Source organism: Ferdinandcohnia sp. Marseille-Q9671 (assembly GCF_976954385.1).
In genome coordinates, this window is the sequence record NZ_CDRJTA010000001.1 from 1,381,077 (window position 1) to 1,404,449 (window position 23,373).

The window sequence follows — 23,373 nt, forward strand, 5'->3', positions numbered from 1 at the left end:
GTCTACTTTTTATGAAGGACTATTTACATATCGGCCACTAACATATAAACAACCTTCACCGGTCCATGCACTCCTACCACCAGGTTTAATTCAATATCTGCTGAGTTACTTGGTCCTGTAATGAAATTGATTGCTGAAGGAACCTTCTCTCCGTTTTTAGATTTTTCTCTAATGAGTTTTGCTGCCTGTGTCATTCGAGGGACGATTGTACTTTTGGGAACAATTACAATGGAATGAGTCGGTAGGAAACTGATTGTTCTACCTCGGTTTTTCCCGCTATACAATACAACTGTTCCAGATTCAGCCAACGTAATTTCACTTATTGTAATGCCAATATTCGCTTGTTCAGCCTTCGCAATATTTTCTTTTCCTAGGTTAGGATTCCATTCAAATACATCTTTCTGTTTGGAAGGAAGCTTTTCATGTAATAAGGATTGAAGGCCTAATAGTTTAAATCGTTCATCTTTCCAAGTAATGATTGGTCCACTTCCGAAGTCATTTATTTTCTTCTCCAAGTCATCCGCAAGAGTTTCTTTTGTAGATATAATCAGTTCCGTATGGATTTTCGTACATTGTACTTTTAAAACTTCTACTAACTCATCAACAGTTGCCCCTTTTAAAACCTCTTCCTGCGGGTTATACTTCCAAACGGGTTCTTCTAGAGTTGTTTTTCTATCTCTTCCTAGTTGTTTCGCAATTTGGTCAAGGAAGGAATTACGGTTTTGGATTGTTCCTTTCACGATTCGTCACCTCCTGTTGAGCGATTGTTGAACCAGTCTCTAAACCGTTCCTTGTTTGGTGCTGGAAGGTCACGCACATCGGTCCAACCTTTCAACATACCGATTCCCTTCGTAATCCTATCACCATCAGATAATGGCCTTGTTAAAGCTGGTGCCATCTTTGATCCCATTTGATAGAGTGACGATGATGATGCTCCAAACCCAAACGCCTTCATTAGAAGCTTCTCTGAAATTGGTGCACGACCTTCCTTTTCTACGATGACTTGACGATGCTTATGAATTAACTGATGAAGTGGGATCTTCACTGGACACACATCTGTACACGCACCGCATAAGGTAGATGCGTATGGCAATTCCTTGTGATCATCATAACCGTCTAATAATGGTGTTAACACAACCCCAATTGGTCCTGGATAGATAGAGCCATAGGAATGTCCACCAACATGACGATAAACAGGACAAACATTAATACAAGCAGCGCAGCGGATACATTGTAGGACTGATTGAAACTCTGTTCCAAGAATTTCCGAACGTCCATTATCTACTATTACAAGATGGAAATCCTCTGGTCCATCCACATCGCCTTCTTCACGTGGTCCTGTTAATGTCGTGATATAGCTAGTTAATTTTTGACCGACTGCACTTCTTGTTAGCATTCCAACAAGTACTTCCATTTCTTCAAACGAAGGGACGAGTCGCTCCATTCCCATTACTACAACCTGTGTTTTTGGCAGAGCAGCAACCAGGTCGGCATTTCCTTCATTTGTGACGAGGGTGATAGAACCAGTTTCCGCTATCGCAAAGTTACACCCCGTGATTCCCATGTCTGCTTGTAAAAACTCTTGTCGTAATGATTCTCGTGCAAACAAAGCGAGTTCCTCAGGCTTTTCCGAATTCTTGTAATCCATTTTATTCTTAAATACGTCTCGAATTTGTTCTTTATTTTTATGCAAGGCCGGCACAACGATATGGGATGGTGGATCATGGTCATCCATTTGCAGGATGTATTCGCCAAGGTCTGTTTCGACAACCCTGCAACCAGCTTCTTCTAGTCTTTCATTTAAACTGATTTCCTCTGTAACCATCGACTTCGCTTTCACAATATTTTTCGCTTTTTTCTCTTTAGCGAGATCACGAATGTACCTACTTGCATCCTCTGCTGTTTGTGCGAAGAAAACATGACCACCACGGTTAGCTACCTGTTCACTTAACTGATATAGATAATAATCTAGGTTTTCAAGGACATGTTGGCGTATTTCTTCCCCATGATTTCGCCATTCTTCCCAATTACCCAGTTCATCTGTAACCGTTTGTTTTCTTCCTTGTATGGTTTCCTGAGCTTTTGAAACGGCACCTCTCATAAAGGAATTCTTGACTTCCTTTTGCACACGTGTGTTAAACGTTTCGCTACTTGTCTTTACTGCCACTTGAACACCCCTCCTTTTTAGTTCCGGCGGTTTAATACCTCTGCAATATGTAGAACTTCAATTGGTTTTCCTTGACGATTTATTCTGCCACCAATATTCATAAGACAGCCTGCATCTGCCCCAATAAGATAATCTGCTTCAGTCGTTTCCACACATTGTACTTTCTCGTCTACCATCCGCTCAGAGATTGATCCCATTTTCACTGAGAATGTTCCACCAAATCCACAGCAATTTTCCTTACCTGGAAGGTCGACATATTCAACACCTTTGATATTTTTCAATAGTTTAATTGGAGGTTCCTTCACACCAAGTAGACGCGTCATATGGCAAGAAGAGTGATAGGTTACTTTTCCCTCAAAGCTTGATCCAACATCTGTAACTTGTAAAACCTCAACAATGAATTGTGATAGTTCATAGGTTTTCTCTGCTAATTGAATTGCTTTTGGTTCCCAAACTGGGTCACCTTTAAAGATATCTTTGTATTCGTGGAACATGTTTGCACAAGAACCCGAGGGACAAACGATATACTCTCCATCAATAAAGGAATCTATCATTTTTTTCATAGCCTTTTTTGTTTCTTCTACATATCCACTATTATAAGCAGGCTGTCCACAGCACACCTGACCTTGCGGAAACTCCACTTCACAGCCGAGATGCTCTAATAGTTCAACAGTCGCTTTTCCCACATTCGTTTGAAACATGTCAATAAGGCATGTGGCAAATAAAGTGACTTTCATCTAGTGCTTCCCCCCTTGATAAACATATGAGCAGGCCATATCTATATTCTATAATACAAGTACTCTACTAAGGCTAGAATCGCCATTGACTGCCCATATGGCATTCCTGTTACTGGAATCTCCTTATAAAACTCTAGGGTTTCTCCCATGGCTGTTCCAGCAGACACTTGCTGCAATTCTCCTGTTTCATCAATATTATCCAGCACAGCTTGAATTGCTTTAAAGCCCATATCGAGATACCTCTTATTTACATAACGTTTGCGAACCGCTTTTAATGTGCCAAAAGCAAAACCAGCCGTACATGATCCCTCCACATATGATGTAGGATCCAATAATAGAGTGTGCCACATACCATTTTCATTTTGATAGGTTTCCAGAGCTTCTAATTGTCTTTCTAATGTATTGACTAATATTTGATGAACAGCGTCAGTTTTAGGAAGATCTACCATATCTAAAAATTCAGGAATGGCGATTGTTATCCATGAGTTGCCGCGGCCCCATAAGGCCTCTGCAAAGTTATGATTTCCTTCAAAACTCCATCCATGGAACCATAATCCCGTTTTCTTATCAAAAAGATACTTAATATGAATAAGAAATTGTTTTTTTGCTTCCTCTATGTACTCCGGTTTTTCTAATAAAAGGCCAATTTTTGTAAGAGGCAATACACTCATCATTAATGTATCATCCCATAATTGCTGATCATTCTCTGAACCAAAAACAATATGTTGGAAGCCACCGTCTTTCGTTCTAGGCATATCGTGAAATAGCCAGTCACCCCATGTTTCTAAATATGGTAGATATGTTGGGTCCTTTGTTTCCTCATATAGATATGCAAGCGTTAACATTTGAACCATTGTGTTCACATTTTTCTCAACCGCTGGTTCTTTAAACTGGTCATCAAACCATTTAACAATGATGTTTAATACTTTTTCACTTTTTGTTAACTTATAGTATTTCATCATTCCATATAATCCTACACCGGCTGTCCATTCCCAGTAATTAAAACTCTTATTATCTATCTTTCTACCATCTGCTAAAGGAATGGCATACTTCCCATCAGGATCGTTTAAATGAACTAAGTTATCTATTACTAATTCAATTTTCTGCTCGATTTCATGTCTATGCATAATATATCTCCTCCTTATATTTATATTGGAAAACTCTTACTAACCCTTACTTTGCTAGTACTGGAATTTATTTGATTTCCTCCCTTTTCTACTATAATGAGAACACCCCTGCATCTTTAAAATACACTTTTATATACTGTTGAATAGAGCTCTGCAAAACACTTTTGATTGTTGAATCATACTTTATGCCCTTTGTTTGAATAAAAAATCATCCATGGATATTTCTTCTAGAACAGTGTCTAATGTTCCTTCTTTACTATGCTTTTTAGTTTCTTTGTAATCTACTAACGGTCAGTACTAAATATGCTAATGAATATAGGTGAGCTATTGAAACATGAAAAAAGCAACGCCACAACGTTGCTTTTTTCAAAATAATTTTATCTAACTGTCTTCAACGCTCTACCCCAAGCCACCACCTGGTCTAAAAGCATGTTCATATTATCATCGTGAATATTTTGTGGTTTAAAGACAGAACCATTTTCAAAGTCTAGGAATAGCGATAATGTTGGATGTGTACGAACATCAGCAATGTTTAATTCTCCACAGATACCACGTAGATGTTCTGCTGCACGCGCACCACCAGTTGAACCGTAGCTAACAATTCCTGCCGATTTGTTGTACCATGCTTCACGTGCTAGATCCATCGCATTTTTTAATGCTCCTGTAATACTGTGATTGTATTCAGCTACAACAAATATAAATCCATCTAGACTTGCTAATTTCTCATTCCATTTTGCAATTCCAGGTGCATCTCCTGTCCCTAGAAACGGTAAATCATAGTCTTTAATATCGACGATTTCGTAATTTGCATTACCTTTTTTATCACCATAACCCTTTACCCATTCACCAACTTGAGGACTTACACGACCTTCTCGTGTACTTCCAAGAATAATACCAATGTTTAATTTTTCTTCACTCATTTTTTGTTCCTCCATCGTTGTTTTTTTGCCAAACAATTTGTCTAAAAAACCCATTAGAAACACCACCTATGTAGGTACTGCGAATTCTTTGTAACAAAGTACTCAGTAGTAACTTCCCATTAACCACTTAAAACTATGCACACCTTGTTTGATCTAAATTACTTATGTTGTGTTCAATATCCTTTGCAAAAACTGTTTCGTCCGTTCTTCTTTTGGACTTTTTAACACTTCTTCTGGAACCCCTTGTTCCACAATGTAACCAGCATCCATAAAAAGGACCTTATCTGAGATTTCACCTGCAAATTGAATTTCATGGGTGACTATTAGCATCGTCCAGTTTTCATTGGCTAAATCTTTCATTACCCTTAAGACCTCTCCAATTAACTCCGGGTCCAAAGCTGACGTTGGTTCGTCAAACAATAATAATTCTGGCTTTAATGCCAAAGCCCTAGCTATCCCAACACGTTGCTGTTGACCGCCTGATAATTGATGAGGATAAAAATCGACTTTTTCCTTTAATCCAACTTTTTCTAACAGTACTTCTGCTTCGCTTCTTACTTCTGCCTTATTTCTTTTTTGAACAATTATAGGACCTTCCATCACGTTTTCAAGGGCTGTTTTATGCGGAAAAAGATTATAGGATTGAAACACCATCCCAGATTTCCGACTTAATCGGATGATGTCATGTTTATTGACCTTCCTTTCAAAGTCTATTTCTAATCCATCTTCAAACTGAAAACTTCCCTTATCAGGTTGCTCAAGCCCATTAAAACACCGGAGCAAGGTCGTTTTTCCCGATCCAGATGGGCCAATAATGGAAACTACTTCTCCTTTTTGAACATCCATATTTATATTCTTTAACACGTCATTTTCTGCAAAGGATTTCGCTAAGCCTTTTATCGATAGAAACATTTACTCACCTCTTTTACCTTGCCACAAACCGGTTTAATCTTCGTTCCAGTCCCTCTTGTAAAAGTGATAAAATGAAACAAATCACCCAGTAAATGAGAGCTGCTTCTATATATAATAAAAGGAAGTCATACGTACGAGCAGCTATTTCCTGGGCTTTACGAAATAATTCAGCGACTAAAACAAGTGATGCAAGGGATGTATCCTTTACTAGACTAATAAATGAATTTGATAATGGTGGAACGGACACTCGAGCGGCTTGAGGAAGAATAATGCGCCTTAGCGCAGTCCTTCTAGTCATACCAATTGTAAACGCCGCTTCCCATTGTCCTTTTGGTATCGATAAAATGGATGCTCGGATGATTTCTGATGCATATGCACCAACATTTAAAATAAATGCAATGGCAGCACTCGGAAACGGATCGATATAGATCCCTATATTCGGGAGTCCATAAAAAATAATAAACAATTGGACAAGTAAAGGAGTTCCCCGAATTGCAGATACATAAATAATAGCTGGTATCTGTACTACTCTTGATTTAGATATTCTCATCATTGCCGTGAGTAACGCTAGTAATAGTCCTCCAATAAAAGAAATGAGAGTGAGGGGAATCGTGTATTGAATGGCCCCAGAAACCATAGAAGGCAGGGAGTTCTTGAATAACTCCCATCCCTCCATATTGGCGGTGATCGTTAGTACAACGCTATTTTGTAGAAACATCTTCACCAAACCATTCCTGGGCAAGTTTTGTTAACGTTCCGTCTTCACGCATTGCAGTTAGTTGTTCATTAATTGCTTTAACTAATTCTTCATTTCCCTTGTTAAAGGTAAACGCCATCTCTGAAACGTCATCAGACTCTGCTGCAATCTTAATATTTTCATCACCTTGTGATTTGATGTAATCCAACACAGCTAACTTATCATTAACCGTTACTTCCGCACGTCCTTGCTTAATCAATTCCATCGATTGTGCAAGCCCTTCTACACCTATAATCTCTGCACCATTTTCTTCAGCAATAGCACCGTAATTACTTGTTAAAGACTGAGCAGACTTCTTCCCCTTTAATGCTTCAAAAGATGTAATATCGTTATTATCTTTCGGTACCACTATGACTGCGGATGAATACGTATAAGGCTCAGAGAACTGGTAGTTCGCTAAACGTTCTTCATTAATTCCCACTTGGTTCGCTATTAAATCAAATCGTTTTGAATTTAGCCCCGCAAACATAGAATCCCATTGCGTTTCCATAAATTCCACTTCTAGGTCCATTCGCTTTGCAACTTCTCTTATCACTTCTACGTCATAACCCGTTAATTCATCCTGTTCATTGTGGAAGGTGAATGGTGCATATGTCCCTTCCGTCCCAACGGTTAGGACGCCCTTTTCTTTAATTTCATCAAATGTAGAACCCGCTTGTTCTTCCTTATTATTTTCTTCATTCCCTGCATTGTTGTCTTCCTTAGCTCCACCACAAGCTACTAACAGTAACATGAATAGAAGCATTGTTAAAATTTGAAAAGTACGTTTTGTCATAAAATAACCCCCAGATTTAGCTAAATTTTCTACTTATGAATAGAATTCGCTAGTTGGGCTATTCTCATTCACATTACGGAGGCAAAAAAAGAAGCCAGCAGATTTTGCTGACTTTCATGCCATTATTCTTATAGTTGTTTCTCAACTTGTTTAATTACATTTTCAACGGTAAATCCGTATTCTTCAATCAGTTTGTCTCCATTACCCGATGCACCAAATGTATCGACAGCTAACACACTTCCGTTATCACCAACATATTTGTGCCAACCAAGTGAGGAGGCCATTTCGATTGCAACCCTTGCCTTCACATTTTTAGGGAGCACACTTCCTTTATAAGCTTCGTCCTGTTTTTCAAAGCGATCCCAGGACGGCATGCTGATAACATTCACATCAATGCCTTTATCCTTTAATTGTGCTTGGGCACGAACAGCAAGTTGTACCTCAGAACCAGTAGCAAGTAATAGTGCATCTGGTACTTCTTTTTCACCTTTACTTACAATATAAGCTCCTGCCTTTACTCCTTCATATGCATGTTCCTTCGTTCCATCTAATGTCGGAAGGTTTTGTCTTGTTAATACGAGTGCAGTTGGTTGATCCTTACTTTCAACAGCTAGTCGCCACGCTGCTTGTACTTCATTGCCATCTGCAGGTCGAATCACTGACAAATTTGGAATCGAACGTAAACCTGCAAGTTGTTCAACTGGTTCATGTGTAGGGCCATCCTCACCAACCGCTATCGAATCATGTGTAAGTACATAAGTGACAGGTGTGTTCATGAGAGCGGATAGACGGATAGCCGGTTTTAGATAGTCACTAAAAACAAAGAATGTCCCTCCGTACGCTTTTATCCCACCATGGAGCGCCATTCCATTTAATGCTGCACCCATAGCAAATTCACGTACACCAAACCAAATATTTCTTCCCGCATAGTTACTAGGTGTATAATCATCATCACTAGTAATTGTTGTTTTATTTGAACCAGCTAAGTCTGCACTTCCACCAATAAAGAATGGTACTGTTTTTGCAATCTCATTCAGCACTTTTCCAGAAGAGGCACGAGTTGCAAGTGTATCTTCGCCTGGTGTAAATACAGGTAGATTTTGCTCCCAGCCGGATGGTAGTTCACCATTTATCGCTATTTCTAACTCAACAGCTTCCTTAGAATATACCTCTTTATATGTCGTGAACATAGTATTCCAAGTATCTTCTGTAAGTTTACCTGGCTCAACAATTTTTTCCGTAAAATCATTGTATACTTCTTCTGGGACAGTAAAGTCCTCGTGGTCCCATTGATAAGCTTGTTTTGCAAGTTGTATTTCTTCTTTCCCAAGTGGCGAACCATGAGCATCAGAGGAACCTGCTTTATTTGGTGAGCCATAGCCGATCACTGTTTTAATTTCAATTAATGTTGGTTGACTTGTATTATCTTTTGCCTCTTGAATCGTTTTGCGAATTGCTTCTAGATCATTCCCATCCTCAACACGTAATACTTGCCAGCCATAAGCATTAAAACGTTCAACAGTGTTATCGGAAAATGAACGGTCTAGATCTCCATCTAAGGAAATATCATTTGAATCATATAAAACAACTAATTTTCCTAATTTTAAATGACCTGCAAGGGATGCAGCTTCGTGAGAAATACCCTCCATTAAATCTCCATCCCCAACAAGTGCATAGGTATGATGGTCAATGATTGGTAAATTTTCTTTGTTATATTTTGCAGCTAAAAAACGTTCTGCCATCGCCATACCAACAGACATCGCAATGCCTTGACCAAGTGGACCTGTCGTTGCTTCCACTCCATCTGTATGATGAACTTCTGGATGTCCAGGTGTCTTAGACCCGAATTGACGGAAGTTTTTCAGATCGTCGATGCTTACATTATAACCAGAAAGATGCAAAAGACTATATAAGAGAGCTGAACCATGACCAGCAGATAACACGAAGCGATCTCGATCAAACCATTTTGAATTCTTCGGATTATGCTTTAAAAAGTCTGCCCATAGTACATAAGCCATTGGGGCTGCACCCATTGGGAGCCCCGGATGACCTGAATTTGCTTTTTCAATCATATCAATTGATAATGTACGAATTGCATTTACAGATAATTGTTCGACAGATATTGTTTGTACCATTTTGTCTCCTCCTTTACGCATAAAACAAGAGCAACTGAAACAAATCAATTGCTCTTCACTTTTACTATTAAAGTAGCATCTAGTTAGTAACGAATTTCCCAGTAATCTAAAAATCGTTACCTTGTCAAACCACTACGGTATGGTTTCTAACATCATTTATCACATGTACCGTTTCCGTACAGCGTAAATGTCGATCATTCCCATTAATCATGATGGAATGTGTTATGAATGTATTCCGATCTCGTTTAATTCCGTTTAGTAGCATATTACTTGTAATACCAGTTGCTATAAATGCACAATCATCGGTTGCTACTAATTGCTCTAGCAGTAATCCTTTGTTTATATCACTAATCCCCATACTTATACAGCGATTACGCTCTTCATCTGTTTTTGGAAGAAGTCGTGCTTGCATGTCACCACCCAGGCTTTTTATGCCAACTGCTGCCAACACACCCTCAGGAGCGCCACCAATTCCGACAAATAAATCAATCTGTGTTGATTCAATACAAGTTGATATTGCAGGAATAACATCTCCATCTTCAAATAAATATGTTTTTGCACCCAACCTTCTTACCGTATCAATCCACACTTGGTGTCTTTCCCTATCCTGAATAGCAACAGTTAGTTCATGAACCTCTTTACCAGATGCTTTTGCAACCGCATACAAATTCTCTTCCAAGGAAGCACGAATATTAATTTTTCCAGCAGCTTTTGGGCCTGTAGCGATTTTTTCCATATACATATCTGGGGCATGAAGTAATGTCCCTTTCGGAGCTGCAGCAATAACAGCAATCGCATCATTTTGGCCTTTCGAAGTCGATGTTGTTCCATCAATTGGATCAACCGCTATATCAATTTGTTTTCCATTTCCTGTTCCAACTTTTTCACCGATAAATAGCATGGGAGCTTCATCAATCTCGCCTTCCCCAATTACTACGACACCATCCATTTCAATTTGATTCAGCGTCAATCTCATTGAATTAGTAGCAGCTCTATCGGCTTCTATTTTGTTACCGGTCCCAACCCAAGGCAGTGAAGCAATCGCGGCTGATTCTGTTACTCGCAAAAAATCATAGATTAATTGATTCAATGGAGGTCACTCCTTATCAAATGCGTCTTTGTGTATTCGCAAGTAATCTTTCTTTTCAAAAGCCAATTAATTACAAGAATTTATAGAGATTTCCTTACTAATCTCAGTGAAAAATTCCTTTTCTTTATCGACAATTTTATCAACTTTACGTTGAGAGCCACCTGCCCATTGAGAATTCAGATATGCGGCAACAACCTTTTTCGTAGCTTCCGATCCTAAAATTTGAGAACCAATGGTGATAATCTGAGCGTCATTGCTTAATTGTGCTCTCTCAGCTGAATAAACATCATGAGTTAGAGCAGCACGTATTCCTGGATATTTATTCGCAGCAATGCACATTCCAATTCCAGTACCACAAAGTAAAATACCTCGTGTCACTTCACCATCGCTTACACCAGCAGCAACTTTAAAAGCAACATCAGGATAATCTACTGCATCCTTTGAAAAACAGCCATAGTCCTCTACCTCATGACCAAGTTCCTCAACATAACTTTTTACGATTTCTTTCAAATCAAAAGCATTATTATCGCATCCAATACCAATTTTCATTTTCATATCCCCCTTCGTTTTTTCACATGAAGTCATTTATTACTAATAACATACTATTATTCTATTATATTTATTTTCTTTTTTCAATATTTATTTTCGTTTATTTTTGTTTTACTTGTTATTAATATATCATTACTCACGTAAATTAACCCTTGCCTTCTACTGTACTATTGATTAAACTTGAATTATAATATATTTAGGGAAACTTACTAAATTTACTTTTAATTATTTTTTACTTTTATTTTCAATCAAAATGAGGGATATAGATGAATAAATTATTTGCTACTGAAAGAAGACAATTAATATTAAACATACTCGAGGAAAAAAAGAGAGTAACCGTTAAGGATTTGGCACGGGATGTAAACGTTTCCGAAGCTACATTGCGAACAGATTTAAATGTATTAGAGGATGAGGGCTTATTGACACGTACACATGGTGGAGCTGTTTTAAATGAAGATCTATCCTCTGCCAAGGTCAGCTTTTCTGAACGGGAAAAGAGAAACCCTGATTCCAAAAACATCATTGCCCAAAAGGCAATTGATCTCATCAATCAAAAGGACTGTATTTTGCTTGATGCTAGCACAACAGCACTTTCACTAGCTAGATTAATAAGAGAGTCTACTTTAAATATCACTGTCGTAACGAACGGAATCTCTGCTGCGATTGAATTGAAAGAGAATCCAGGAATTAATGTTATTCTAGTTGGTGGAATGGCAAGAATGGGGTCAATGGCACTTGAAGGTTTATTAGGAACGAACGTATTGAATAAAATAAATATTGATACCATGTTTACATCCGCTAGGGGATTTTCAATTGAGGAAGGCCTAACAGATTTTAATGTATATGAAGTCGAATTAAAGAAGGTAATGGCTGATAAAGCAGATAAAATTGTTGCATTATTAGACCATTCGAAAATAGGAACAAGCTCGATTGCCACCTTCGCTACTTGTGACCAACTCGATACAATTGTATGTGATAAAGAATTGGATACGGACTTTAAAAGAGAACTAACAAAACGAAATATAAACATCATATAAATCAAAAAAGATACTCGCTTTGAGTATCTTTTTTGATTATTTTCATCCAAAACTATTGAATACGTTTATTAGATAAAGCTTGCAGTCGAGAAGTAAGGAATATCTTATGTAATCGTCAGACAACAGTCCGAAAGGGTACTCACTGTGAGTATCCTTTTGTATTTCACTGATATAAGTGCTTCTCAAGCTCACGAAGAAGGACTGTAAAAGTCTCCATATTCCAAGCTGTTCTTCCTACGAACAATCCATTCACATCCAGATGATCTATGTATTCTAAGGAATTCTCTAAGTTGACACTTCCTCCATATAGTAAGGGAATATCTTTTCCGTTTTCCGGAAACATTTCAAGTAATGTCTCACGTAAGAAAGAATGAATTTCTCCTACATACTGAGAGTCTGCAGGAATTCCGTTTTCACCGATTGCCCAAACAGGTTCATACGCAACTAGAACCTGTTGTGCCTGATCTTCTGTGAGGCCTTTTAAACATACCTTTAGTTGAGCAGAGAGTACCTCACGGGATATCCCGTTGTTTTTTTGCTTCATATTTTCTCCAATACAAACCAAAGGTTTCATTCCATATTTCAACGCAGCGACTACCTTTTTGTTAATATCAACATCATTTTCATTAAAATATTGTCTTCTTTCAGAATGTCCCAACTCAACTAAATCTAGCCCAATTTCATCAAGCATCTTTGGAGAAATTTCACCTGTATAGGCTCCAATATCTTCCCAGTGCATGTTTTGCGCACCAAGTTTGATTCTAGAGTCACCTATTTCTTTCTTTATTTCTATCAATGCAGTGTGAGACGGAATAATGAACAATTCAATATCAGGAGTGAGTTCATTTGCAATTTCCTTTAGTTCACTCGTATAGGAAATTCCTTCGGCTATTGTTTTTGTCATCTTCCAGTTGGTACCAATCCAAATCTTACTCATTGTCTTTCCCTTCTACCCATTCCTTCATTGATTTGAAGATAATCGAAACGGTTGTAGCACCAGCATCCTGATGTCCAACGGCTCTTTCACCTAATGATTTAGCTCGACCAAACTTCGCAACATAATCCTTTGAAGCCTCCACACCTTCAAGAGCAGCACTTTCTGCTTTTCGAAGTCCTTCTACCAAGCTAGTATTCTCTGTTGCACTTGTCTTTAAAGCTTCAACAGCAGGCTGAAATGCATCAATCATTGTTTTATCTCCTAATTCTGCCTTACCACGTTGCTTGATTGCGTCTAATGCCTTTTCATAAATCTCAGCTAATAGTGGTAAGTCCAGAGCTTCCTTAGGTTCTAGTCCCTTAATTCCTCCAACGAACATTGTTCCGAAAATAACACCTGATGCTCCACCCATTGAAGAAATCATAGACATACCAATTGTTTTAAAAACATCATTCACCGTTGTGAATTCATTGGCTTTTAAATTTTCCTCAGCCTTTGTGAAGCCCACTGACATTCCAATACCATGATCGCCGTCTCCAATAGCGCTATCAATCTTTGTTAAAAAAGGTTTACTTTCTATGACTTTTTCCCCTACGTATATAAACATATCCTTTACTTGACTTGCATTTAGACTGTTAACGATTTGTGTTGACATCATCTTACTCCTCCTTTAATTTTTTCTGCTTTGTTATAGTATGGTGAGCTTGCAGGAGCATCATATAAATCTTTTAATTCATCATCTAATTTTAAGAATGTAATAGAGAATCCGCCCATCTCTTGCGTTGTGCAATAGCTATTTACATCCATGTCATAAATAGTAATACCTTTTTCTACTAATACTTGAGCAACCCTACGATTCACAATCAATAATTCTAGTAAAGTAGTAGAACCTAAACCGTTTACATAAACAGCTACTTCGTCTCCTGCTACGATTTTACTCTCTTCAATTAATTTCAAAAGTAATTCATCTGTTAGCTCGTCCGCCGGCATAAGTTTTGTACGTTTCATGCCTGGTTCACCGTGAATTCCCATTCCAAGTTCAATCTCATCATCACCTAATACATATGGCGGTTCGCTTTCTCCTGGAATAGAGCCTGGTGAGGTTGCTACACCAATAGAAAATGTTTGATCTGCTGCCTTTTGAGTTGCACGAGCTACTTCATCAAGTGACCAACCTTTGTCTGAAGCAGCACCTGCAATCTTAATGACAAAAACGTCACCGGCAATACCTCTACGATCAGCTTTTCGCTCTTCTGGGGCAGATGCTACATCATCAGCTACTAGTACAGTTCTTGTTTGAATATCTTCAAAATCCAATAATTCGGCTGCCATATCAAAATTAAGAACATCGCCTGCGTAATTTCCATAAACAAATAAAACGCCTTTCCCTTGATCTACTGCTTTCGCGACGTCTTGAACTGTGTTTGGTGTCGGTGCTGCGAACACATTTCCAATAGCAACCCCATCTGCTAGACCTTCGCCGACAAATCCGAGGAATAATGGTTCATGCCCACTACCGCCACCTGTAACAATCGCAACTTTTTCCTTCAAATTTTTACGTATGATTCCGTTTACATTTTCTGCTTTTGTTAAGGAGTCTTTATATGCATACATGTACCCTTCAATTGCTTCCTGAACTACATTTCTAGGATTGTTGATGATCTTTTTCATTTCGGTATCCCCCCTGATAGAAAAATTTAATATTAGATTTTTATGTTATTTATTTATAACTTATATATGCTCAAGTATTAAAAAAGAAGGTGACTTTGGTAATATTTAACCTTAAGCACACCCCCTATTTTTAGTCTTTACTATTAATTTTCATGCCATTTACGTAACTTTGTTTTCATCTATCTCTGTTATGATGTTTTTTCGTTTTGAAAAATATTTTTGAAATAAAGGTGTAAACAATGTGAGAACTGCTAAACCTATTAAAATTGCAGATATTGGTCTTGTCACAAAAACTGTCCAATCACCATCAGCTATTACTAGACTTCTTCTTAAATTAGATTCCATCATTGGCCCTAAAATTAACGCTAAAATTAGTGGTGATGGTGGATAATCATGTTTTTTCAAGAAATAACCGATTAACCCTGCAAGTAGCATTACCCATACATCAAACATATTATTTCCAAGTGCATATGAACCAACAACACAAAGGATTAGAATCACAGCAGCAATGTATATTTTAGGAATACTAAGAACCTTTACGAAAAGTCTAATAGCCGGTAATCCAATAATCAATATCAGTAGATTTGCTAATATCATACCTATAAACAATGTATAAACAAGGCCCGCATTTTCAGTAAATAGTAAAGGTCCCGGCTGTAAACCTTGTACCATTAATGCTCCAAGCATTACAGCAGTAACAGCGTCACCCGGAATCCCTAGTGTAAGTAAAGGAATCATAGCGCCACCAGTTGTAGCATTGTTGGCTGCCTCTGATGCTGCAACTCCTTTTAATTCTCCTTCACCAAATTTTTCGTCTTTTTTTGCAAATCTTTTTGCTTCACCGTAAGCAACAAAACATGAAATATCTCCGCCAGCTCCTGGAATCATCCCAATGAATGTACCAATCCCAGTGGATCGTAATATTGTAATGATTAATGACTTAAACTCATTCCATTTGAGTTTTGCTTTATCTTTAATTCTGAGAACCTCACCACTTTTAAACGAATCTTCAATAGTTTGAAATGCTTCTGATGCAGCAAACAAACCAATCATGATCACTATAAAATCAACACCACCCATTAGGTTGGTTGAGCCAAAGTTAAATCTCGGAAAACCACCTACGGGGTCCATTCCTATGGATGCAATGAGGAGTCCAAGGAAACCCATAATAAAACCTTTAATAGGATATTTACCAGCAATCCCGGATATGATTGACAATCCAAAAACCGCTAAGGCAAATGATTCTGGGGCACTAAATTTGAGAGCAAATTGAGCCAACTTTGGTGCGATGAGGATTAAGATAACAACACTTAACACACCGCCAATGGCTGATGATACAGTTGAAACGGTTAACGCTTTTAATGCCTGGCCTTTTTTTGCCAATGGGTATCCATCAAGAGCCGTTGCAGCAGAAGATGGAGTACCTGGTGTGTTTAGCAAAATTGCTGCAATGGAACCACCATAGATTGCGCCAAAATAGACTCCAACTAATAATAAAATACCAACTACTGGATCCATCCCAAAGGTCATTGGAAGTATAAGAGCAACCCCCATTGTTGCCGTTAATCCTGGTAGCGACCCTATCGATATCCCAACAGCTACACCTAAAATTAATATAATTAGGACCCTGAAATCTAATATATTGGGTATTGCTTGTAGTAATTCCATATTTTCACCTCGATGTTATAAAAATAAACTTCCAACCGGAACAGGAACTAGTAACATTTTTTCGAAAAATAAAAATACAAACAAATTTGTTCCTACTGATACAAGGATGATTGTAATTATTTTCTTTACTCGACTTAACAATAAGAAAAGAATAATAAAAATTGCTGATACAAGATAAAAACCTAGATATGGAATTAAAAAGATATAGATTACGGAAAGAGCCATTATACCTACGACTAAACCAAAGTTCTCATAGATTGTTTGTGTTTCAGTCTTCTTATTTCTTATTTCTCTAATTCCCTGTATTAATAAAATTATGGAAAGTAAAGTTAGAATACCAGAGTACATTTTTGGCATAAAACCTGGACCCACATCTGCTGGATGTCCCACTGAAGGAAAATCAAGGCTTAAGACAAAGAAGAGACCAGCAATAATAAGAAATAGGATACTTCCAATTATTTTTTCGTTCCTCAAGATATCACATCCTTGTAGACTATTCGATGATAAATCATTGTAGTAAGATTTCTAAAAATGGGGAGAAGAGAGGATAACTAAAACCTACTCTTCTCCCAAACTAGTACTATTCTAAGTCTAAACTAGAGATAAGTTCTCCATAAATTTCATGGCTATCAACCATTAATTGATTAAATCCTGCTGAATCTCTTAACACAATTCCTAAACCATTATTTTTCATAAACTCTTTAAATTCTTCTTCTTCAGCAGCCTTTGTAAATGCATCAGTTAAAACTGATACAACTTCGTCAGGAGTATCCTTAGGTACTGCTACACCTCTCCAAACTCCAATTTCACCAACATCGTATCCAACTTCTTGGAATGTAGGAGAATCAGGTAATGTCTCTAAACGTTCATTCGCCATAATCGCTAGAACCTTTAATTCTCCTGCATTTACTTGTGCTAATACTTCAGGTGGTTGTACAGAAGCTGCTTCAATGTGACCACCTAGAAGAGCAGTTACCGCCGGTGCACTACCATCAAATGGCACATGGTTAAATTCTGTTTCTGTTGCTTTCTCCATTGCCATTGCAGATAAATGTCCTGTTGCACCTGTACCACCATTACCGATTCTTACTTTACCAGGGTTTTCCTTTGCATAAGCTAAAAATTCTTCAATAGTGTTATACGGAGCATCAGCAGGTACAACGATAGAAGATGGATCAAAGTTAAATTGTGCAATTGGCTTAAAATTCTCATGTGTTGTTGTAGTTAATCCTAAATGTGGCAACATAGTTACTTCAACTGTAAGCATTGTCAATGTATAACCATCAGCTTTAGAATTAGCACCTTCAGTCATACCAACAGCACCGCCACCACCGGTTTTATTAATTACACCAATTGATTGCCCAAGGTGTTCTTCAGCTGATGTAGCAATCGCCCTAGATACCGCATCAGTTCCTCCACCTGCAGAATATGGAACTATTAGACTCACTTGTTTCGTAGGAAAATTTACCTTCTTGTCACCGTCACTTTTCACTTCACCTTCAGTACCCTTCGTAGTACTACTACACCCAGCTACCACAAACGCAATCGCAATTAGTAAAAATAGAAACTTTTTCTTCATATTTCCGTTTCCCCCCTAAAATCTTTTAATTCCACTTTCACTTTTTCATTTGTTTTCTCTATGTATTGTCTACTTGCATTTGATTGGATTTATACGACATATACCGTAGAGATCATTAAAGAAAAAGCGTGAAACCCCTTTCATTTGAATCAAAATTTTTTAAAACCTTTAAATAAAGTATACTATATATTTTTGTTTATTCAATATTTTTTGTGAATTTATTTTTAGATATTTTTAAATAAGTAATAACTTTATTAGATTCGAAAGTAAATACGCAAATAAGTAAAAACAAAAGGAAAATATTAGTAATAGAAAAAGATCATAGATAATTCACCTAAATATCTTTTTCTATTACTAATTTTCCTATTAAACTAACTCTTCTTCTTTAGAAGCAACAAAGGTTAGGAATGTTGATAAGATGAAATAAGCTGATGTTGCTCCTGGATCTTGAGCACCTATTGATCTCTCACCTAGTCTACTAGAACGCCCAATTCTAGAAACGAGGTCCTTCGTTGATTTCATACCGTCTTCACCAGCTTCTACAGCTTCTGTAAATACTTCGATAAATCCTTTCGTTAATGGTGATTCCTTTACTAATACATCACCAAAAGGAATTAACGTATCTAAAATAGTTTTATCTCCTACTTTTGCTTTACCACGATCTCTTACACCATTAACAAAAGCAATCCAATAATCGATAAGATCAGCATTTGTCAATTCTGATTTACCCTTTACTACTTGCCCTGCTCTTATAAAACCTGTTGCATACAACGGCCCAACCGATGAACCAACTGCATTTAAGAATGTCATTCCAACAGTGGAGCTAATTTTCCCACAGTCACTTTCTTCTGCCAATTGATTGTTTAACTGGTCATTAATTGCTTGCCAGCCAATAGACATTGTTACACCGTGGTCTCCATCCCCTAGCTTACGATCCAATTCACAAAGGTAGTCTTTTTCTTTTTCTACAACTACAACCACTTGCTTCATATAATTTATCAAATCTGTTGCTGTGAATTTCATTATCATCATTCCTTTTCTTAGATTTAATGGGTAAAACTGATTCAACAATGCTCTTATTTGTGCAATATTATCTTTGTACGAACATTGGACAATCTACAGGGTGATCAATCATTTTCTTCATTTCATCATCTAGCTTGGTAAGAGTAATTGAACATCCCCCCATCTCAAGTGATGTAATGTAATCGCCTACATATGAACGATAAATGTTAATACCTTTTTCTTTTAGTACCTGCTCGACTCTTCTGAACATAATGTATAGTTCCATTCGAGGAGTAGATCCTAAACCATTAACCAGAACTGCTACTTCGTCTCCTTCTGTTAATGGCATATCTTCAAAAATAGGTCCTAACAACTGATCGGCTACATTATCAGCAGTATCGATTTTTGTCTTTCTAATACCCGGCTCACCATGGTGACCTAACCCAATTTCCATTTCATCGTCACCAATTTCAAAGCTTGGCTCACCAGTTTGTGGCAATGAACATGGACTTAATCCAACTCCCATAGATCGTGTTACATCGTTCGTTCTTCTTGCTATATTTGCAACATCTTCCAACTTGTATCCTAAGTCAGCAGCCGCTCCAGCCATCTTGTAAACAAAAAATTCCCCGGCAATTCCTCGTCTTTTTTCTTTTTCTTCTTTTGGTGCAGAAGCTACATCATCTGAAGCTAGAACCATTTCAACTTTTATGTCTTCCATTTCTGCTAGCTCTGCTGCCATTCCGAAGTTCATAACATCACCTGCATAATTACCATATAGATAAACTACACCAGCACCCTTATTAATTGCTTTTGTTACTTCTAGAATAGGCGCTGGAGGTGGGGATGCAAAGATATTCCCTACAGCTACACCATCAGCCATACCTTGACCAACATACCCCATAAAAGCAGGTTCATGACCAGAACCCCCACCAACTAAGATAGCAACCTTGCCTTCCTCTTTTGGATGAGCCGAAACCAATGCACGATCATTTTCTTCTAATCTTTTAATATAACTTGGATGGGCTTTTACATACCCTTCTATCATCTCTTCAACGACATTTTTAGGATCATTAATAAGTTTTTTCATATATATCACTCCATTTCTAATAGTGCAAATTCAGTATTTTTATAGAATACCTGCTTTTTTTAATATCTCATTTAGTACAAGCTTTTTCTCATCATTTAATACTCGTGCTGGGGGTAAAACATTCGTTGATATATTCATTCCTGTTAGATTCATTGCTTCTTTTACTACCCCGATAAACGGAGAATCCAGTTTGTACATATTTGGAAATATTGATATTTGTTGATTTAGTTTTACCGCCAGCTCCAAATCATTTTTCATAAATGCATCATATAATCCAAGTGCTACTTGGGGAGCAAAGTTTATACTTGCACAAATTGCACCATCCCCACCAAGACTTAACGTATTAAATAAATGGTTATCAAATCCTGCAAATACAGTAAAGGATGGAAATTTAGTCTTTACGGTTGAAATCATTGATTGTATGTGTTCAATAGAATCTATTGTTTCCTTTATCCCGACAATATTCTCGTGTTTCTCAACCAATTTTAAGACAAGTGATGGAGATAAATCCTGACCAGTTAAATTAGGAAAGTTATAGAGAAGTATAGGTAGTTTTACAGATTCAGCTATATCACCAAAATGCTTCAATAGATTTTCCTCTGTTAATGACCAGTAATATGGATTAATAACAACAATACCATCTGCACCGATTTCTTCTGCATGTTTACTCAATAAGATTGTTTCATTAGTACTTGAACTGCCAGTACCAATTAATACCGGCACTCTCTTCGAAACATATTTTGTTGTAAATTCTGCGACCTCAATGCGTTGTTCTGTAGACATTTGTGAGAATTCTCCACCACTACCAAGGAAGAACAATCCATCCACTTTTTCTCCAATCAAATAATCAATGACTTTTGCCATGCCTTGACGGTCTAATTCCCCATTTCGATCAAAAATAATTGAAACTGGTGGAATGATGCCATGAAATTTTTTATTCAACGATCTTAGCTCCCCTCGAAAGTTCATGTTAATTTATTAAACTGTCACTACTCCTAAAACGTCAGTTAAAATTTCTCTTAGGCTTGCCTCATTTTTATAGCAAGTATTCTTATCCCCTTTACCACGCACCTCCATTGCAACACGTAAACCATTTTCCTGTTGAATACCTAGTTCACTTGCTTTTTGAAGAATAGCAGCAATTCTTTTTGGCGTTAGAAAGCCAGGTTCACCAATGTCCATGTGAAAATCGCCATACATTTCGCTCTGAGAATCTAAAACTGCATTTGAAAAATGTATTTGATGAATAAGGTCTTTTCCTATTTCCAAAGCCTCAAGGATATTTTCTCCATTAAGCGCAGCATGTGCAGTGTCAAATGCTATACCGATATTATTATTTTTTTCTTTTACCCTCGATAATAACGCAACAGTTTCCTCTGTAGTTCCAATAATCCTTTTCTTATGGGAAAAACGATCCAATGGTTCAACTAACAGATTCATATTGTATTCATTTGCAGCCTCTGCAATCTCACATAGACTTTCAAAGAGGCCTTCAATACCTTCAGCCCAACGTTCGTTTCCAGGTGTATTCCCTGTGACAATCGCAATATTTTTCGCACCTATTTCCGCTGCTAAATATAAGCTGTTTTTTATTTGTCTAACCGTTTCTAATCTTAGGGAATTATCTAATGTTGAAACATCTAAATTATTCTCTTCTAGTAAAAACGTTAACCACTGAGTAACTTCAATGTTATTTTTTTCCGTTAAATCAGCAATTCTTTTTCTTTCGTTTTTATCAAAACCGTCACCTAATTCTATAGATCTATAAAAATCCTTAACCACTAACCTTTCAAGCACATCTACAGCAAAGTCTTTTTCCCTTTTAAAAGGATGAAAGACTTCTGGGAATAATAAAGAAGGGAGAAAGTTAGCCGTCATTATTTGTACACTCCTTTTACAATCGGGTGTAAATTTTTCTTTACATATTCACCAATCTCTACGATTGTATTACTCGTGTCTAATTGTGCTTCAGGTGTTTCTTCTTCCACAATAACCCAACCATCATAACCATTATCATGTAAAATCTGAACACATTGAGGAAAATCAATATCTCCCTCGCCCATTTTCATCCATTTATAATCTATAGAGGCGTCTTTAAAATGAACATGCTTAATTAATGGTAATGCCTCTTTGAATATCTCAACAGCATCCATTCCACCGAATGTTATGTGACCAACATCCGGAGTGTAGCCCATGTATCTTGGATCCAATCCATTAAATAACACTTCGTAGTCTTCCTTAAATCTCCAATAAGAAGTTTTATAGGAAATTGGATGTAACGATGTGATTATACCGTTCTCACTTGCACGCTTTCCAAGTTCATTCGCGCCTTTTATTATTTCTTTCTGCCTTTGATAAAGATTGTCACGATTGGCTCCAATTCTAGAAGGAACATTCATAATGGCACCAGGAAAATGTTTTAAATATGTAAAAAAGTATTCTTCTAATTCTCTTTCTTCTTGGGATGCTTCTCCCCCTGGAAATGCGTGAGGTATAGTAAGAGCTGCTAACTTAAGCCCTCTTTTATCTAATTCCTCCTTAAATCTTTCAGGTTCATTTCGATATCTTCCTAAAAGAGAGATTTGCATATCAAGTCCTGTAAATCCACCTCTTTGAACATCATCCATAATTTTATCCATTATGTCTGCTTCTATATCATAATCCAATACCCAGGTAGAACCTTGACAGCCAAAATCAATCGCCATCTTTATACCTCCTAGAAATATTATTTTTTGCATCCATTTTGCAAAATTTTAAATTAAGTATGTAAAACTATTATTCTATAAGTAATAAAACATCATTACTAAATATGATAACTTGTATTTTTTCTAAAAATTCTATATAGTTATTTGTAATCGTTTTCAGGATGCTTAAATAATATATTATCATTTATTTTCGATTTGTCAATGTTGTTATTGATTATCAACTATTTTTTGTCTAATAAGAGTTATATTAAACTCAAACGAAAAAAAATAACAAAATCAGTGATAATTCTTTATAAGTTTTGATTTTCAGAATATACGTTCGAAAATAATCACTAGCCGTGAAACCATTCCCCAAAATACTAAAATTCTACAGTTTGGTTCTGTGAATTGATTTTTTAAAAATAATAAGAGTCTACTTCCATAGCAGACTCTTCTTTCTACTAATTATCGATTAATGTTAACTCAACCCACGCCTAATAATATTTCGAATGGGCTCTTCCTTCGTTGATACAACC

General features: G+C 37.1%; 23 protein-coding genes. 1 reads left to right on the top strand and 22 read right to left on the bottom strand.

Going from position 1 to position 23,373, the window contains the following annotated elements; genetic code table 11:
- Positions 1-23: 23 nt before the first annotated feature.
- The 11 genes from ACWNMY_RS07075 to rpiB all read right to left on the bottom strand — a co-directional run bounded on the left by ACWNMY_RS07075 (position 24) and on the right by rpiB (position 11,169).
- Positions 24-740, bottom strand: coding sequence for a LutC/YkgG family protein (locus tag ACWNMY_RS07075; protein WP_449537536.1), 717 nt, complete (start codon positions 738-740; stop codon positions 24-26).
- Entirely contained in the window at positions 737-2,167 is a 1,431-nt protein-coding gene (locus tag ACWNMY_RS07080) for a LutB/LldF family L-lactate oxidation iron-sulfur protein (protein ID WP_449537537.1), read from the bottom strand. The genes ACWNMY_RS07075 and ACWNMY_RS07080 overlap by 4 nt, the downstream gene beginning before the upstream one ends.
- A 17-nt stretch (positions 2,168-2,184) precedes the next feature.
- Positions 2,185-2,904, bottom strand: a complete 720-nt coding sequence (locus tag ACWNMY_RS07085) for a (Fe-S)-binding protein (RefSeq protein WP_449537538.1) — start codon at positions 2,902-2,904, stop codon at positions 2,185-2,187.
- A 41-nt stretch (positions 2,905-2,945) separates the two neighbouring features.
- Entirely contained in the window at positions 2,946-4,031 is a 1,086-nt protein-coding gene (bglB, locus tag ACWNMY_RS07090) for a beta-galactosidase BglB (RefSeq protein ID WP_449537539.1), read from the bottom strand.
- A gap of 377 nt (positions 4,032-4,408) precedes the next feature.
- Positions 4,409-5,005: an NADPH-dependent FMN reductase gene (locus ACWNMY_RS07095; protein ID WP_449537540.1), complete on the bottom strand. Its 597-nt coding sequence runs from the start codon at positions 5,003-5,005 to the stop codon at positions 4,409-4,411.
- Positions 5,006-5,113: 108 nt separating this feature from the next.
- On the bottom strand, positions 5,114-5,863 hold the full coding sequence (locus ACWNMY_RS07100) for an amino acid ABC transporter ATP-binding protein (protein WP_449537541.1): 750 nt from the start codon (positions 5,861-5,863) through the stop codon (positions 5,114-5,116).
- Between the two features lie 13 nt (positions 5,864-5,876).
- Positions 5,877-6,581 carry an amino acid ABC transporter permease gene (locus ACWNMY_RS07105; RefSeq protein ID WP_449538406.1) on the bottom strand — a complete coding sequence of 235 codons (705 nt, stop codon included), beginning with the start codon at positions 6,579-6,581 and terminating at the stop codon, positions 5,877-5,879.
- Positions 6,565-7,395 (bottom strand): amino acid ABC transporter substrate-binding protein, encoded by an 831-nt coding sequence (locus ACWNMY_RS07110; protein WP_449537542.1) that lies wholly within the window; start codon positions 7,393-7,395, stop codon positions 6,565-6,567. The genes ACWNMY_RS07105 and ACWNMY_RS07110 overlap by 17 nt, the downstream gene beginning before the upstream one ends.
- Before the next feature lie 128 nt (positions 7,396-7,523).
- Positions 7,524-9,530: a transketolase gene (gene tkt / locus ACWNMY_RS07115; RefSeq protein WP_449537543.1), complete on the bottom strand. Its 2,007-nt coding sequence runs from the start codon at positions 9,528-9,530 to the stop codon at positions 7,524-7,526.
- A 124-nt stretch (positions 9,531-9,654) separates the two neighbouring features.
- Entirely contained in the window at positions 9,655-10,620 is a 966-nt protein-coding gene (glpX, locus tag ACWNMY_RS07120) for a class II fructose-bisphosphatase (RefSeq protein WP_449537544.1), read from the bottom strand.
- Between the two features lie 66 nt (positions 10,621-10,686).
- Entirely contained in the window at positions 10,687-11,169 is a 483-nt protein-coding gene (rpiB, locus tag ACWNMY_RS07125) for a ribose 5-phosphate isomerase B (RefSeq protein WP_449537545.1), read from the bottom strand.
- A 266-nt stretch (positions 11,170-11,435) separates the two neighbouring features.
- Between rpiB and ACWNMY_RS07130 the strand changes: the two genes are divergently transcribed.
- Positions 11,436-12,206 carry a DeoR/GlpR family DNA-binding transcription regulator gene (locus ACWNMY_RS07130; protein ID WP_449537546.1) on the top strand — a complete coding sequence of 257 codons (771 nt, stop codon included), beginning with the start codon at positions 11,436-11,438 and terminating at the stop codon, positions 12,204-12,206.
- 163 nt (positions 12,207-12,369) lie between these two features.
- Here ACWNMY_RS07130 and ACWNMY_RS07135 read toward each other — a convergent pair whose 3' ends face one another.
- From ACWNMY_RS07135 to ACWNMY_RS07185, 11 genes are all read right to left on the bottom strand, one after another.
- Positions 12,370-13,143 (bottom strand): triose-phosphate isomerase, encoded by a 774-nt coding sequence (locus ACWNMY_RS07135; protein WP_449537547.1) that lies wholly within the window; start codon positions 13,141-13,143, stop codon positions 12,370-12,372.
- Positions 13,136-13,801 (bottom strand): dihydroxyacetone kinase subunit DhaL, encoded by a 666-nt coding sequence (gene dhaL, locus ACWNMY_RS07140; protein ID WP_449537548.1) that lies wholly within the window; start codon positions 13,799-13,801, stop codon positions 13,136-13,138. The genes ACWNMY_RS07135 and dhaL (ACWNMY_RS07140) overlap by 8 nt, the downstream gene beginning before the upstream one ends.
- The gene (locus tag ACWNMY_RS07145; RefSeq protein ID WP_449537549.1) at positions 13,798-14,814 is read right to left on the bottom strand and encodes a dihydroxyacetone kinase subunit DhaK; all 1,017 of its coding nucleotides are present in this window, start codon (positions 14,812-14,814) and stop codon (positions 13,798-13,800) included. The genes dhaL (ACWNMY_RS07140) and ACWNMY_RS07145 overlap by 4 nt, the downstream gene beginning before the upstream one ends.
- Positions 14,815-14,973: 159 nt before the next feature.
- Complete coding sequence (locus tag ACWNMY_RS07150; protein ID WP_449537550.1) at positions 14,974-16,482, bottom strand: tripartite tricarboxylate transporter permease; 1,509 nt, start codon at positions 16,480-16,482, stop codon at positions 14,974-14,976.
- A 15-nt stretch (positions 16,483-16,497) separates the two neighbouring features.
- On the bottom strand, positions 16,498-16,956 hold the full coding sequence (locus ACWNMY_RS07155) for a tripartite tricarboxylate transporter TctB family protein (protein ID WP_449537551.1): 459 nt from the start codon (positions 16,954-16,956) through the stop codon (positions 16,498-16,500).
- A 106-nt stretch (positions 16,957-17,062) separates the two neighbouring features.
- On the bottom strand, positions 17,063-18,061 hold the full coding sequence (locus ACWNMY_RS07160; protein ID WP_449537552.1) for a tripartite tricarboxylate transporter substrate binding protein: 999 nt from the start codon (positions 18,059-18,061) through the stop codon (positions 17,063-17,065).
- A 366-nt stretch (positions 18,062-18,427) separates the two neighbouring features.
- Positions 18,428-19,084, bottom strand: coding sequence for a dihydroxyacetone kinase subunit DhaL (gene dhaL, locus ACWNMY_RS07165; protein WP_449537553.1), 657 nt, complete (start codon positions 19,082-19,084; stop codon positions 18,428-18,430).
- A gap of 67 nt (positions 19,085-19,151) precedes the next feature.
- Positions 19,152-20,153 (bottom strand): dihydroxyacetone kinase subunit DhaK, encoded by a 1,002-nt coding sequence (gene dhaK / locus ACWNMY_RS07170; RefSeq protein ID WP_449537554.1) that lies wholly within the window; start codon positions 20,151-20,153, stop codon positions 19,152-19,154.
- Positions 20,154-20,192: 39 nt separating this feature from the next.
- Positions 20,193-21,095 (bottom strand): dihydrodipicolinate synthase family protein, encoded by a 903-nt coding sequence (locus tag ACWNMY_RS07175; protein ID WP_449537555.1) that lies wholly within the window; start codon positions 21,093-21,095, stop codon positions 20,193-20,195.
- Positions 21,096-21,131: 36 nt separating this feature from the next.
- The gene (locus ACWNMY_RS07180; RefSeq protein ID WP_449537556.1) at positions 21,132-22,031 is read right to left on the bottom strand and encodes a sugar phosphate isomerase/epimerase family protein; all 900 of its coding nucleotides are present in this window, start codon (positions 22,029-22,031) and stop codon (positions 21,132-21,134) included.
- Positions 22,031-22,858 (bottom strand): sugar phosphate isomerase/epimerase family protein, encoded by an 828-nt coding sequence (locus ACWNMY_RS07185; protein WP_449537557.1) that lies wholly within the window; start codon positions 22,856-22,858, stop codon positions 22,031-22,033. The genes ACWNMY_RS07180 and ACWNMY_RS07185 overlap by 1 nt, the downstream gene beginning before the upstream one ends.
- Between the last annotated feature and the right edge of the window lie 515 nt (positions 22,859-23,373).

Coding starts and splice junctions, on each gene's coding strand:
- ACWNMY_RS07085 (WP_449537538.1), bottom strand. CDS start 2,904: ATGAAAGTCACTTTATTTGCCACATGCCTTATTGACATGTTTCAAACG.
- bglB (WP_449537539.1), bottom strand. CDS start 4,031: ATGCATAGACATGAAATCGAGCAGAAAATTGAATTAGTAATAGATAAC.
- ACWNMY_RS07095 (WP_449537540.1), bottom strand. CDS start 5,005: ATGGGTTTTTTAGACAAATTGTTTGGCAAAAAAACAACGATGGAGGAA.
- ACWNMY_RS07100 (WP_449537541.1), bottom strand. CDS start 5,863: ATGTTTCTATCGATAAAAGGCTTAGCGAAATCCTTTGCAGAAAATGAC.
- ACWNMY_RS07105 (WP_449538406.1), bottom strand. CDS start 6,581: ATGTTTCTACAAAATAGCGTTGTACTAACGATCACCGCCAATATGGAG.
- ACWNMY_RS07110 (WP_449537542.1), bottom strand. CDS start 7,395: ATGACAAAACGTACTTTTCAAATTTTAACAATGCTTCTATTCATGTTA.
- tkt (WP_449537543.1), bottom strand. CDS start 9,530: ATGGTACAAACAATATCTGTCGAACAATTATCTGTAAATGCAATTCGT.
- rpiB (WP_449537545.1), bottom strand. CDS start 11,169: ATGAAAATTGGTATTGGATGCGATAATAATGCTTTTGATTTGAAAGAA.
- ACWNMY_RS07130 (WP_449537546.1), top strand. CDS start 11,436: ATGAATAAATTATTTGCTACTGAAAGAAGACAATTAATATTAAACATA.
- ACWNMY_RS07135 (WP_449537547.1), bottom strand. CDS start 13,143: ATGAGTAAGATTTGGATTGGTACCAACTGGAAGATGACAAAAACAATA.
- dhaL (WP_449537548.1), bottom strand. CDS start 13,801: ATGATGTCAACACAAATCGTTAACAGTCTAAATGCAAGTCAAGTAAAG.
- ACWNMY_RS07145 (WP_449537549.1), bottom strand. CDS start 14,814: ATGAAAAAGATCATCAACAATCCTAGAAATGTAGTTCAGGAAGCAATT.
- ACWNMY_RS07150 (WP_449537550.1), bottom strand. CDS start 16,482: ATGGAATTACTACAAGCAATACCCAATATATTAGATTTCAGGGTCCTA.
- ACWNMY_RS07160 (WP_449537552.1), bottom strand. CDS start 18,061: ATGAAGAAAAAGTTTCTATTTTTACTAATTGCGATTGCGTTTGTGGTA.
- dhaL (WP_449537553.1), bottom strand. CDS start 19,084: ATGAAATTCACAGCAACAGATTTGATAAATTATATGAAGCAAGTGGTT.
- dhaK (WP_449537554.1), bottom strand. CDS start 20,153: ATGAAAAAACTTATTAATGATCCTAAAAATGTCGTTGAAGAGATGATA.
- ACWNMY_RS07180 (WP_449537556.1), bottom strand. CDS start 22,031: ATGACGGCTAACTTTCTCCCTTCTTTATTATTCCCAGAAGTCTTTCAT.
- ACWNMY_RS07185 (WP_449537557.1), bottom strand. CDS start 22,858: ATGGCGATTGATTTTGGCTGTCAAGGTTCTACCTGGGTATTGGATTAT.